General features: G+C 62.0%; 11 protein-coding genes. 5 read left to right on the forward strand and 6 right to left on the reverse strand.

Going from position 1 to position 12043, the window contains the following annotated elements; genetic code table 11:
* Positions 1 to 74: 74 nt before the first annotated feature.
* Positions 75 to 1676 carry an ABC transporter substrate-binding protein gene (locus BR24_RS07165; RefSeq protein ID WP_496540815.1) on the reverse strand — a complete coding sequence of 534 codons (1602 nt, stop codon included), beginning with the start codon at positions 1674 to 1676 and terminating at the stop codon, positions 75 to 77.
* 258 nt (positions 1677 to 1934) lie between these two features.
* Between BR24_RS07165 and BR24_RS07170 the strand changes: the two genes are divergently transcribed.
* Positions 1935 to 2300 (forward strand): protease inhibitor I42 family protein, encoded by a 366-nt coding sequence (locus tag BR24_RS07170; protein ID WP_496540816.1) that lies wholly within the window; start codon positions 1935 to 1937, stop codon positions 2298 to 2300.
* Positions 2301 to 2302: 2 nt separating this feature from the next.
* Here BR24_RS07170 and BR24_RS07175 read toward each other — a convergent pair whose 3' ends face one another.
* The 5 genes from BR24_RS07175 to BR24_RS07195 all read right to left on the reverse strand — a co-directional run bounded on the left by BR24_RS07175 (position 2303) and on the right by BR24_RS07195 (position 8050).
* Positions 2303 to 4840 (reverse strand): TIGR03960 family B12-binding radical SAM protein, encoded by a 2538-nt coding sequence (locus BR24_RS07175; protein ID WP_496540817.1) that lies wholly within the window; start codon positions 4838 to 4840, stop codon positions 2303 to 2305.
* Positions 4841 to 4918: 78 nt separating this feature from the next.
* The gene (locus tag BR24_RS07180; RefSeq protein WP_496540818.1) at positions 4919 to 5263 is read right to left on the reverse strand and encodes a hypothetical protein; all 345 of its coding nucleotides are present in this window, start codon (positions 5261 to 5263) and stop codon (positions 4919 to 4921) included.
* 103 nt (positions 5264 to 5366) lie between these two features.
* Complete coding sequence (locus BR24_RS07185) at positions 5367 to 6008, reverse strand: LysE family translocator (RefSeq protein ID WP_496540819.1); 642 nt, start codon at positions 6006 to 6008, stop codon at positions 5367 to 5369.
* Positions 6009 to 6183: 175 nt separating this feature from the next.
* Positions 6184 to 7755, reverse strand: coding sequence for a sodium/solute symporter (locus tag BR24_RS07190; protein ID WP_496540820.1), 1572 nt, complete (start codon positions 7753 to 7755; stop codon positions 6184 to 6186).
* A gap of 1 nt (position 7756) precedes the next feature.
* The gene (locus BR24_RS07195; protein ID WP_496540821.1) at positions 7757 to 8050 is read right to left on the reverse strand and encodes a sodium/substrate symporter small subunit; all 294 of its coding nucleotides are present in this window, start codon (positions 8048 to 8050) and stop codon (positions 7757 to 7759) included.
* Between the two features lie 222 nt (positions 8051 to 8272).
* On the opposite strand from BR24_RS07195, the gene BR24_RS07200 reads away from it, so the two are divergent.
* The 4 genes from BR24_RS07200 to BR24_RS07215 all read left to right on the forward strand — a co-directional run bounded on the left by BR24_RS07200 (position 8273) and on the right by BR24_RS07215 (position 11970).
* Complete coding sequence (locus BR24_RS07200; RefSeq protein WP_496540822.1) at positions 8273 to 9313, forward strand: putative nucleotidyltransferase substrate binding domain-containing protein; 1041 nt, start codon at positions 8273 to 8275, stop codon at positions 9311 to 9313.
* 72 nt (positions 9314 to 9385) lie between these two features.
* The gene (locus BR24_RS07205) at positions 9386 to 10927 is read left to right on the forward strand and encodes a glycosyltransferase family 9 protein (RefSeq protein WP_496540823.1); all 1542 of its coding nucleotides are present in this window, start codon (positions 9386 to 9388) and stop codon (positions 10925 to 10927) included.
* 87 nt (positions 10928 to 11014) lie between these two features.
* Positions 11015 to 11617 (forward strand): DUF8043 domain-containing protein, encoded by a 603-nt coding sequence (locus BR24_RS07210; protein ID WP_496540824.1) that lies wholly within the window; start codon positions 11015 to 11017, stop codon positions 11615 to 11617.
* Between the two features lie 2 nt (positions 11618 to 11619).
* Positions 11620 to 11970: a hypothetical protein gene (locus tag BR24_RS07215; protein WP_496540825.1), complete on the forward strand. Its 351-nt coding sequence runs from the start codon at positions 11620 to 11622 to the stop codon at positions 11968 to 11970.
* Positions 11971 to 12043 lie beyond the last annotated feature (73 nt).

Raw genomic sequence — 12043 nt, forward strand, 5'->3', positions numbered from 1 at the left:
CAGTATGTTTTGTTGTGAAAGGGGAACCTCCGAGCGGAGGTTCCCCTTTTGATGACGTCTTCTGGGTGCTTCCCTTATTCGACCACGAGGTCGCCGAAGTACGGGAAGTTCATGGTGTTGACGATGACTTCGGTGTTCATGTTGTCCTTGGAGGCCCAGGCGAGGTCCTGCCAGTGCAGGGGCACGAACGCTGCGTCTTCGAAGAGCAGACGCTCGACTTCCTGCAGCATTTCTGCGCGCTTGGCCATGTCGGTTTCGGACTGGGAAGCGATGACGAGTTCGTCAACCTTGGGGTTGCAGTACTCGCCGGAGTTGTACTGTCCGTAGCCGGTCTCCTTGCTGGGGCACATGAGCAGGAACTCGGAGAAGTTCGCGGAGTCCTCGGTGTCGGAGTGCCAGCCGATCATCTGGATGTCGGCGGAGCGGGCGTCGAACTGATCCCAGTACTGGGCCTTGGGCATGGTCTTCAGGTTCACCGTGATGCCGATCTTGGAGAGCATGGAAACCACGGCTTCCGCGATCTTGGCGTCGTTCACGTAACGGTTGTTCGGGGCGATCATGGTGCACTCGAATCCGTTTTCGTAACCGGCTTCCTTCATGAGCTGCTTGGCCTTTTCCAGGTCATAGCGCGGCTGCAGTTCTTCGACGTAGCCGGCGTAGCCCTTCGGACCCTGCTGGGCGGCGGGGGTGCCGAAGCCCTTCATGATCTTCTTGACGATGCCCACGTTGTCGATGGCGTACACGATGGCCTGACGAACCTTCTGGTTCTGGAACTCGGGGCGGCGCTCCTGGTTGAGCTGCAACGTGATGACGCGGGAGCCGGGCAGGGTGGTCAGCTTGAGACCTTCGGTTTCCTCGATGCGTTTCATGTCGGTCGGCGGGACGGGCATGATGAAGTCCACGTCCTTGGACAGCAGGGCGGCGACGCGGGCCGGAGCGTTGGGGATGGCCTTGATGACCAGTTCCTCGACGTTGCCGCGGTCGGCCCAGTAGCCGTCGAATTCCTTCATGACGACCTGTTCGCCCGGAACGTACTTGGTCACTTCGTAGGGACCGGTGCCGGACTCGTTCTCGTTGGCGAAGGAGGGGCCGGACTTAACGATCTCGTCCTTGCCTTCGTAGAACTTCTTGTCCAGCGGGAAGATGTAGGTGGACATGGCCAGAGTCAGGCCGTAGGGCTTCTTGGTGATCAGGTCCACGGTGTGGGAGTCCACGGCCACGGCCTTTTCAAACGGCTCGAACAGGCCCTTGAAGTCATCGGACTTCTTCAGGCGCTCGAGAGTATAGGCCACGTCTTCAGCGGTAAATTCGTTGCCGGAGTGGAACTTGACGCCCTTGCGCAGCTTGAAGCGCAGGGTGGTCGGGTCGATCTGTTCCCAGCTCTTTGCCAGGCGCGGTTCGATTTCCATGTCCTGGGTCCAGCGCACCAGCGGGTCGAAGACCAGGTGGGAGTACTGGAGCATGCCGCCGGAAAGCTGCACGTGCGGGTCCATGGAAACCGGGATGGCGTCCATGGCCACGGTAAGCGACTTGGTGGTGTCGGCCTGCTGCTGGGTCTCGGTCTTTTCGGTTTTGGTCTCTTTTTTCTTCGAGTCGGCGCAGCCGGAAACGACGAGCGCGGCGAAGACGAGAGCCAACAGGATCAGATGCCTGATCCCGCTGTGGAAACGTTTCATGAAAGAACCTCCGTGTTGCGGTTGACAATCGCCGACGTCGGCGAACAAAATACCCTCCACCCATGAGGGGATGCCTCGCATTCGGCGCACAACGGGAAATTCCCCCGGAGTGTCTCCGCGTCTCGGTGCGGTCCCTATGCGAAAGCGCCTTCCTACATACACTTTAAGTGGATGTTTAACAACAAATTCGTGACGGTTCGGCGTATGCAGAATACAACTTTTCTTTTCAGGGTCCGCTTTTTGACGCTTTCGGCCGTCATGATTCTCTTTTGCAATGGTTGCGGCATGTTCAGCATCGGCGGTGCCGGGGATGTCGTCGAGGAGCTCGGGTATGGAGAGGAACCCGCGCCGTTGACGCTCGAACCGGGAGAAACCCTGAGGCTCGTGGTGCGCGACCCCGGTGACGGCGGGTATGTGTTCCGCGGCACGGTTTTCGATCCGGAAGTGCTCGACCTGATGAAGGTCTATGACGAAGCCCCCGAAACCGGCATGCTCGGCGATTTCGGGGCGCGACATTTCATCTTCCGCGCTCTGCAGAGCGGGGAGACCGAGGTTGTGATCAAGATAGAGCGGCCCGGGCAGGCGCCGGAAGAGTACCAGCGCCAGCCCGTGACCGTGGAATAGTATTATCCGCGGGAGTCGAACCGCTGTGCGGTCTTGGTCATGGTGAATTCGGTTTCCCTGACCCCCGGCATCACTTCCTGCGCCAGCCGCAGCGGGCTCATGTAGGCGTCGCGCCAGTCGAAGGTGACCCGCACCCCGTTGTCGATCTCTTCCATGGCAACCAGCATGGCCCGAAGGTCCACGCGCTTCACGTTGCCGCGCTTGGTGAGTTTCTCCATGAAAAGGCTGTCCGAAGCGGCATAGGCGCGCCACTGTCCGGCCAGCTCCTCAATGCGCTCGTTGAAGACGATCTCGAAGACCTCCTCCACCTGCTGGGGCTGTTTTTTGCCCATGCCGAGCCTGTCGGCCTTGAGCATGTCAAGTCCCTCGGGCATCTGCGGGGCGAGCTCCCGAATCAGGCGGGTGGGCTCCCAGTCCTCGCGCAGGAACAGATTCAGCCATTCGCACTGGCTGTGCACGCTGACGGGCAGGGCTTTGCCGAAGGAAATGCGCGGCATGGGATGGAAGCCGGCCGAGAAGGAAAGCGGCAGGTTCGCCCGGCGCATGGCGCGCTCGAATACGCTTTGCAGCTCAAGCTGGCTCAGGTACGCGGCGGGGCCTGTCTTGGTGAACCAGAGGCGATAGTGACCACCCTTGACCGTGAGGTCCGGCTTTTCGACGGTATACGGCGGCTGTTCGGCGTCCTGATCCCGGGATTCGTTGATGGTCCGGGGCCGGATTTCCATCTCGGGCGCCTGAACGTCCAGAACGCTCTTGCGGTTGTCGTGGTTGCACACGCCGCAGTTGCGGCACGGGGCATAGCGACAGTCCTCGGTGACCTTGCCGCCAAGCGCTCGTTCCCGCTCCGTGAGCAGAAAACGTTTGGTGAGCCCCGCGTTGAGGTGGTCCCACGGCAGAGGCTTTTCCGGGTCGCGGGCGCCCGTGTACTCCAGCGGATCCAGTCCAAGCTCGTCCATGGCGTCCAGATACGGCTGCAGGTCGAGCTTGTCCTTCCAGCTGGAGAACAGCGCTCCGGCATCGGTGGCCTTGTCCAGCACGTCCGCGAGGCGGCGGTCTCCGCGCGAAAAAATGCCTTCGAGAAAGGTCATGCGCGGAATGTGGAACTTGAGCTTCACTCGCTTGTGAGGGCGGAAAACGTCACGCAGGCGGTTGATGCGCCGTTCGATCTCGTCCAGCGGAATCTGCGGTTCCCACTGGAACGGCGTCTGCGGCTTGGGCACAAAGGGCGATATGGCCGCCGTGACCTGAAGTCGCTTGATGTGTTTGCCCGCAGCGTCACGCACCTTGAGGCACAGGTCGAGGATTGCGTCGAGGTCTTCGTCCGTCTCGGTGGGCAGGCCGATCATGAAATAGAGCTTCACCGACTGCCAGCCGTGCTCGAAGAGGTGCCGCACGTGCGCCAGCAGCTCTTCCTCGTCCACGCCCTTGTTGATGGCGTCGCGCAGTCGCTGGCTGCCAGCCTCGGGGGCGATGGTCGCGCCTGTGCGCCGGATGGTGGAGATGCGCTCCATGATCGGCTCCGAGAGCGAGCCGACGCGCAGGGAGGGCATGGAAATGGAAATCTGCTCGGCGGCGCAGCGGTCGAAGGAGCGGCTGAAAAGGGAATCCAGCGCCGAGAAGTCCCCGGTGGAAAGCGACAGAAAGCTCGTTTCCTCGAAGCCCGTCTTTTCCAATCCTTCGAAGATGAGGCGGTTGAGCTCGTCGAGGCTGCGCTCGCGCACCGGACGGTAGATCATCCCGGCCTGACAGAAGCGGCAGCCGCGCGTGCAGCCTCTGGCAATCTCCACGGTGAGCCGGTCGTGGACCGCCTGTCCGAAGGGGACGGGCTGCTGCGTGGGGAACGGGATCTCGTCGAGATTGTCCACCACGGCCTTCTCCACGGTCTCGTGCCCCTCCACCAACGGCTTGAGCGGTTCGCCGGGGCCCTGATCCTCGAAAAAGGAAGGGATGTAGAAACCGGGGTGCCGGGTCAGCTCCATGAGCAGGTCGTTCCGGGACATGCTCTCGGCCTTTGCGCGGTCCAATACTTCCATGAGGGTGACGATGGCTTTCTCGCCGTCGCCGATCATCATGACGTCCATGAACGGGGCCAGCGGCTCGGCGTTGAAACACGTACCGCCCCCTGCGATCACCAGCGGGTGCGTCTCGTCGCGGTTCGCGGTGCGGCGGGGGATTGCGGCAAGGTCGAGCATCCAGAGCACGTTTGTGTAGCACAGCTCGTGGGTCAGGCTGAAGGAAACCGCGTCCATGTCGCTCAGAGGGGTGTCGGTCTCGAGGGTGGCCAGCGGCGCGCCGTGCTCGGTGATGATGGCGGCGGCCTCCTCGCAGGGGGAGTAGACGCGTTCGGCGTGGAACTGCTCATGCGCGTTGACCTGCTCCATCAGGATGCGCTGGCCGAGGTAGGACATGCCCACTTCGTAGAGATCGGGAAAGCCGACGGCGATGCGAACGCGCACCTTCTCGGGGTCTTTGACGGCCACGCCCCATTCGGAGCCGAGGTATCGCGTCGGGCGGGGCAGGACGGGCAGGAGTTCCTTCATTGATTGTTCCCTTGAAAAAACGGAGGCGGTTTCTCGCGGAAACCGCCCCCTGTGATGGTCTTCGATGTGTCGGGGCTGCTACAGGATGAGGCCGGAGCCGCCGGCACCGGATCCGCCGCCGCCCATGTTGTCGAGGTCGTTGAGCGCGGAGGCGGAAGCCATGGTCAGGTTGGACGCGGCTTCCACGTACTTGTTTTCCAGTTCCTGCGGGCACTTTTCATAGGTGTAGATGATGTATTCCGCAGAGATCTCGCCGCCCATCTCGGACTCGAACGGGTAGCCGTAGGGCACCAGCATGATCTGCACGCCCTGCTGACCGGGAACGGTCTGGATGATTGCGGGTTCCTTGATTTTTCCCTCTTCGTTCTTGCCGATAACGGTCTCGCCGGTCACGAGCTTGGCGAGTTTGATTTCGTAAGCCATTGAACTCTCCTTGAGTGTTTCTTGGTCGGCCCATTAAGTATGTATTGGGGCGCGGGGTGTCAAGCGGGGCTGTTCACGGCCGTGCCCGCGCAGGAAAATCGGATCAGGTCCGGTCGCTCAGGGCCAGCCTGACGCCCAGCCCGATGAAGAGCGCGCCGAGGCTGCGGTCCATCCAGCGGCTCACGGCAGGGCTGTTTTTGAGCTTTTCGGTCAGCCTGCCGCCGAGCAGGATCAGCGGCGGCTCCACGAGCCCGGCCACGGCGATGATCAGCAGGCCGTGCAGAAACAGCTGCGGTCCGGCCGGCCCTGCCGCGGGCTCCACGAACTGCGGCAGGAAAGCCAGAAAGAATACGGCAACCTTGGGGTTGAGCAGGGAGACGAAGATTCCTTGCCGGTACACGCTCTTCAGGCAGATGGGGCCTTCCCCGGCCTCGGCGGCACATGGGCCGCCTCCGGAGCGAAGGGACTGGACGCCCAGCCAGACGAGATAGAGCGCCCCTGCCCATTTGACCGCTGAAAAGGCCGTCGCCGAGGCCGCGATGACGGCGGACAGGCCCAGCGCGGCGCAGAGCACATGCATGAAGGCTCCGCTCCAGATGCCGAGCATGGCGGAGAATCCTGTGCGGGCGCCGCCGCGTGCGGTCTGGCCCAGTATGAAGGCCATGTCCGGTCCCGGCGATATGTTCAGCAGCAGGGCGGCGGTGAAAAACGTTGCCCAGTGCACGAGCGTATATTCGAAAATCATGAAGAATTTCCTCTGAATTTTGACCGTGACGGGAATGTACGGCAGGAGCACGGTAGTGTCAAAAGAACCGCCGGAAAAGGATCATAGCGGTCCCGCAGAGGGAGCCCCGAGGCTGGCCATGGGAAAACGCCCCCGGCAAGGATGCCGGGGGCGTTGTTGGTTTTTCGGTATGGCGTTAGGCCTTTTCGGGGCCGTGCAGGATGGACATGACCTCGTCGATGTCGTGCGGCAGGGCCGCCTCGCCCTTGGAGGAGAACTCCATCTTGGAAACGATGTAGATGGCCGCGAAGGTCAGGAGCATGACGAATCCGCCGGGGTTCTTGAACTGCAGGACCGTCGGAAGCATTCCCTTGCCGAGAATCATGGCGAAGGACCCGACGATGCCGGTGACGAGTCCCGCGATGGCGCCGCCGCGGGTCATCTTTGGCCACCACACGCCCATGACCAGAACCGGGAAGAAGGTAGAGGCCGCGATGGCGAAGGCCAGTCCGACGAGAACCGCGATCTGCATGTTCTCGACGAGGAAGCCCAGAGGGATTCCGAGCAGGCCGATGCCGAGCGAGGCGATGCGGGCAATGTTCACGCGGGTGCGTTCGGGCATGTTCGGGTTGAAGACGTTGACGACGAGGTCGTGCCCGATGGCTCCGGCGCAGGCGATGATCAGGCCTGCCACCGTGGAGAGCACCGCTGCAAAGGCTCCGGCAACAACGATGCCGAGCAGGATCTGCCCGCCGAAATAGGAGCCGGCCACAGGAACCGCGAGGTTCTTGCCGTTTTCGGCCAGCCAGTCCATGAGGTGCGGGCTCACGCCGAGCTCGGTGCCCTGAAGGTAGGCAAAGCGGACCACGTGGCCCACGTAGGGGCTCAGGATGTAGAACGCGCCGATGAGCAGCAGGACGTAGATGACGGTGCGGCGTGCGGCCTTGCCGTCGGGCGCGGTGTAGAAGCGCACGAGGATGTGCGGCAGGCCGGCGGTGCCGAACATGAGCGCCAGCAGCAGGCTCATTGTGTCCTTGAGGTTGGTCAGCCAGTAACCCGGAGCGGTGTATGCCGCGCCGTTGAACTCATTGCCGGACTCGACCGTGTTCTTGAATGTGCCGATGAACTCGACCACGTCGGTGTACGAGTAGCCCTTGACGACGAAGGGAATGAAAGCCAGCAGGAACATGGCGATGAAGAGAATCCAGAACTGCACGAGCTGGTTCACAGTAGTCCCCTTCATGCCGCCCACGGCCACGTACAGAGTGATGATGATGGTGATGGCGACGATGGCCGTGCGGTACTCCATGCCGAGCAGCAGTCCCATGACCTTGCCTGCGCCGAGCATCTGCGGGGCCATGTAGAACAGCGAGACGAACAGGACGCCGATGACGCCGAGCACGCGCGCGGTCTTGGAGTGAAAGCGCTCGGAGACGAAGTCCGGCACGGTGTAGCGCCCGAATTTGCGAAGCGGGCTGGCGAGGAACAACAGCAGGGCGATGTAGCCCGTGAAGAATCCGAGGGCGTAGATGATGCCGTCGAAGCCGTAGAGGAAGGCGACGCCTGACACGCCGAGGAACGATGCCGCCGAGAGGTAGTCGCTGGAAATGGCCGAGGCGTTGATGAAGCTGTTGACCTTTCTTCCGGCGAGATAATAGTCGGCCGAGGTCTTCTGGATGCGGAACATCCATGTGGTGACCACGGTGAATGCCAGCATCAGCCCGATGAGGACCAATGCGGTGATCGGGGTTTCATATCCTGGCTGCATGCTACATGACCTCCTCTTCGATTTCGTCTTCCATCCGGTTGGCCTTGCCCACGTACCAGATGAAAAGGCCCCATGTTACGGGATAGACCGCAACGGCCACGAGCCAGTAGTGCAGCGGGAACCCGAGCAGTTTCACCGACGCCACCTGCGCGCCTATGAGATAGACCGCGAGAAACATGCAGATGATGGCCGTGAAGTAGGGAATGCCTACGCCCAGCGCCAGCGAGAGCTGACGCCTGCGAATTGCGGTGATGCGATCTGCGGCTTTCCTGTTGCTTTCCTGAGTCGGAGTCATTTTTTCCCCCTTGTTCGGGTTTCGCGATATCTGTTTTTTACGGTATGGAAAGAGACAGGGCATCGCTTATGTGGTGAACGGCACGAATCCCCCGGTAAACCGGGAAGGGTTCGAGCCGCTCCCGGTGAACGGAGAATATCCGCAGATGAACGGAGGCTTTTCGCTTCCGGGATTTCCCGCCGAGGAGACGGACGGTGCGCTGCGGACGGTATCGGAGGTGTCGTGAACGGTTTGCAATCGGAAAACCAGACGTTTTTTCCGCCTGAGGAGCTCTTCGACATGGCCTCCACCGGGCGGCTCAAGGGGTTGCGCGCCGTGCGTCGCGACCTTGTCGGCGAATGGCTCGCCGAATCCGCCACGGCGGAGATTGTCAGCCGCAGGCTCACCGCGTTCAACCGGTCCGTTGTTCTCGCGGTGCTGCGTGCGTACGTGCGTGAGTATGCGTGGCTGGAGGAGTGCACGTTTCTGGAGTTCGGCTCCGGCGGACGCGATGAACATGTGCCCGGCTCGGATCAGGACAACGGACTCATCGTTCGCGGGAACCCGGATCCCGACGAACTGGAGGAGGCCTGCCAAGATATCGTGGTCGCCCTCGACGGCGCCGGCATTCCGCTGTGTCCCGGAGAGGTCATGGTCAGTAATCCGCAGTGGCGCGGGTCGCCCGACGAATGGCTGGACAGGCTCTCGGAATGGCTCTCCAACCCGGCGGAGAAAGGGCCGTGGCAATCCGGGCTGATTCTCGACTTTCTGCCGGTCTTCGGCCCCGGTGGTGAAGCGTTGGCCTTGCTCGGACGGCTCAGGGAGTTCGTCCGAACGCGGCCCATGGTGGTGGCCCGTCTGGCCGACGAGCTGACGGATTACCGGCTGCCGCTCTCCTTCTTCGGCTCGCTGATCACCGAAAAAAGCGGGCCCCATGCCGGGACGCTGGACCTCAAGCATTCGGTTCAGGCCCACATTACCAACGCGGCGCGCATTCTCTCCCTCAAACACGGGATGCACCAGAGCAACACCTGCGACCGCTTGCGTGCGCTTCAGGCCGACGGGCATGTCTCCTCTCGCCATGGCACGGCCCTGCTGACGGGCTGGGAGTATCTTCAACGCAAGCGAATAACTCTCGGACTCGAGTTGGAAGAGGCGGGAAAACAGCCGCATTCACGCATTGACCCGGGCACGCTTGCTGCCGATGAGCGGGCCACGCTCAAGGACGCCGTGAAAGCCGCTGAAAAACTGGTGCGCCTCGTTCAGGCGGGGTCCTCGTTGTAGACTTGGCCCCGTTCGTGCATCGGCTCTCCGGAACCGTCGTCATTCCGACGGGATGCAAAGGGAGTCAACACCGTGAACGTACTCATTATCAATCTCACCCGTTTCGGGGACCTGCTTCAGACGCAGCCGGTCATCAGCGGCTACCGGGCTCAGGGAGCCAACGTCGGCCTCGTGTGCGTGGAGAATTTCGCTTCAGCCGCAGGGCTGCTGCGGGACGTGGACGACGTATTCTCCTTTTCCGGGGCCAGAATCCTCGCCGCGCTGGATGCCAACTGGCGCGAGGCTGTTGATATTTCAGAAAAACTCGCGGCCAGAGCTCGCGAGTTCGCGCCGGACCTCGTGGTCAATCTGACACCGTCGGTTTCGTCGCGTCTGTTGGCGCGAAGACTCTCCGGCGGCGCGCCCGTGCGGGGGTTCGGCATCGACGCGCAGGGCTTCAATGCCGATTCGTCACCGTGGGCCGAGTTTCTGCAGGTGGCCGGCGGCAATCGCGGGGCCAGCCCCTTCAACATGTGTGATCTGTTCCGCCGCACCGCCGGGCTGACTGATTCGGGCCGCGACCTGAAGCTGGCGTCCCCTGACGCTGCGGCCTTGAGTGAGGCCGACGGACTGCTGGCGCCGGCCCGCGCTGACGGCATGGACGGGTTCGTGGCCTTTCAGCCCGGCGCCAGCGAGGATCGTCGCCGCTGGCCCGTCGCGCGGTTTCGTGAGCTCGGAAAAAAACTCTGGGAAGGGCATGGGCTCGTACCTGTCATCCTCGGTACGGGCGGTGAGGCCGAACTCGGCGAGCGCATCCTTGAAGAGGGCGATTTTCCTGGCCTGTCCCTTCAGGGGAAAACGTCCCTCCCGGTGTTGGCGGCGGTGCTTTCCCGTTGTGGCGGCATCGTGAGCAACGACACCGGAACCATGCATCTGGCCGCCGGTATGGGGACGCCCGTGGCCTCGATCTTTCTCGCCACCGCACAGCCGTGGGACACCGGCCCGTACCGCGCGGGTTCCGTGTGCCTTGAGCCGGACATGGAGTGTCATCCTTGCCGTTTCGGCGAGGTCTGCCAGAGGGGCGGGGAATGCCGCGACGCCGTGAGCGTTCAAGCCGCCGAGTCTGCGTTGCTGACCGCTATGGACAGGCAGGGAGGTGGGTACCCCGGAGCGCGCGCGTGGAGAACCCTGTTCGATCAGGACGGCTTCATGCGGCTGGAGTCGCTTTCCGGCCACGGGGAGACGTTCCGGTCCAGATGGATATGCATTCAGCGTGAACTGTATCGTCGATTTCTTGACGGAGAAGCCCTTGACGGGGCTGGGGAGCGGTGTGCGAGGCTGGAGGAAAGTGACCGCGAGAGTCTCATGCGTTCCATCGGAAGCGGAACGGATCTGCTCTTTCTGCTGGCCCGTCAGGCCGAACTGCTGGCACATGACCCGAGACAGGCGCTCAAGTCGAAGTTCCTTGCCGGGTGGGAGCGTTTTCATCATGTATTGCAGTCCGATGCAAGGCTTGGCGTCGTGGGGGAACTGTGGAATTTCGAGTCCCACCAGTATGGCGGGGACCTTGCCGCGCTCTCGCGGCTCATCGCACGGTACCACGCGCTGCTCCGGGCCTTTTCACAATGTATATAATTTTTGGCACCGAAATTGAAAGCAGTCCCTCCGAGGCCGGTGCCCCGGTAAAAATTTCAGCCCCCAATTTTTGAGGAGGAAGACATCATGCTCGTTATCGACGGACAGAAATACGATCTCGGCAACCACAATATGGACAACCTCGAACAGGTGTTCACCAAGGTGGTTGAGGAAGGCAGGCTCGATGACCGCGTCGTCACCGACGTGTACCTGAACGAGGAGCCGTTCAGCGAAATCTATCCGAACCAGTCGGAAGATATCGAACTGTCCGAAGTGCAGTCCATCGAGATCAAGACGGTCCCGTTCGACACCATGGCCGTGGAGATCACTCGCGAACTCTACAAGGTCGTCAACATCATGGCCAAGGGCGCGGAAGGCGTTTCCGACCTCTTCCGCCGTGCTGACGATGCAGAAGCCCTGGAGAGCTATCAGGACCTGCTGGACGTGACCCGTCACTTCCTGAACATGGTCTCCATGCTGCGCGACGAATACTCCCTCAAGGACAACCCCGAGTACAACGCCGCATCCGAACTCATGAGCGATCTGTTCACCGAGATGAGCGACGTGCTTGAAAATGAGGACTGGATTCTCCTCGCCGACCTTCTGGAATATGACTTCCTGCCCGCAGTCGAGAAGTGGAAGAAGGTCATCGCAAACCTGCGCGAGGATATCCGCAGGACAAAGGGGTAACCATGACCGATCCTCGCCGCCTTCTGGAAGAGGCCCGCGACCTCGGTCGTCAGGAGCTCGATTCGCTGAAGAGGGGAGACGTGGACAGCGCCTCCGACCTCGCAGGGCAACGGCAGAAGCTGATGCAGAAAGCATTCAGCGTGCTCGACGACCGGACTCGCGACCGCTGCGCCGACCAGCTCAGGGGGCTGCACGAACAGCTCGACGCCATCATGGCCGAGGGCCGCAAGCTGAAGAATTCGCTTCAGGCCGACCTCGGCAAGGTGCGCAACACCGGCAAGCAGTTCAAGGGCTACAGCATGGGCGCGGGAGTGCCTCAGGGCAACAGGGGACTCTACCACAGGCGCGGCTAGGAACCGCGGGGGCGACACCGACTCTTTCGAGGCGTGCCGGAACACCGGTGCGCCTCGTTTTCTTTTCCGCCGC

Source organism: Pseudodesulfovibrio halophilus DSM 5663 (assembly GCF_059568665.1).

Coding starts and splice junctions, on each gene's coding strand:
- BR24_RS07185 (WP_496540819.1), bottom strand. CDS start 6,008: ATGATTTTCGAATATACGCTCGTGCACTGGGCAACGTTTTTCACCGCC.
- BR24_RS07175 (WP_496540817.1), bottom strand. CDS start 4,840: ATGAAGGAACTCCTGCCCGTCCTGCCCCGCCCGACGCGATACCTCGGC.
- BR24_RS07180 (WP_496540818.1), bottom strand. CDS start 5,263: ATGGCTTACGAAATCAAACTCGCCAAGCTCGTGACCGGCGAGACCGTT.
- BR24_RS07210 (WP_496540824.1), top strand. CDS start 11,015: ATGCTCGTTATCGACGGACAGAAATACGATCTCGGCAACCACAATATG.
- BR24_RS07170 (WP_496540816.1), top strand. CDS start 1,935: ATGATTCTCTTTTGCAATGGTTGCGGCATGTTCAGCATCGGCGGTGCC.
- BR24_RS07195 (WP_496540821.1), bottom strand. CDS start 8,050: ATGACTCCGACTCAGGAAAGCAACAGGAAAGCCGCAGATCGCATCACC.
- BR24_RS07190 (WP_496540820.1), bottom strand. CDS start 7,755: ATGCAGCCAGGATATGAAACCCCGATCACCGCATTGGTCCTCATCGGG.
- BR24_RS07215 (WP_496540825.1), top strand. CDS start 11,620: ATGACCGATCCTCGCCGCCTTCTGGAAGAGGCCCGCGACCTCGGTCGT.
- BR24_RS07165 (WP_496540815.1), bottom strand. CDS start 1,676: ATGAAACGTTTCCACAGCGGGATCAGGCATCTGATCCTGTTGGCTCTC.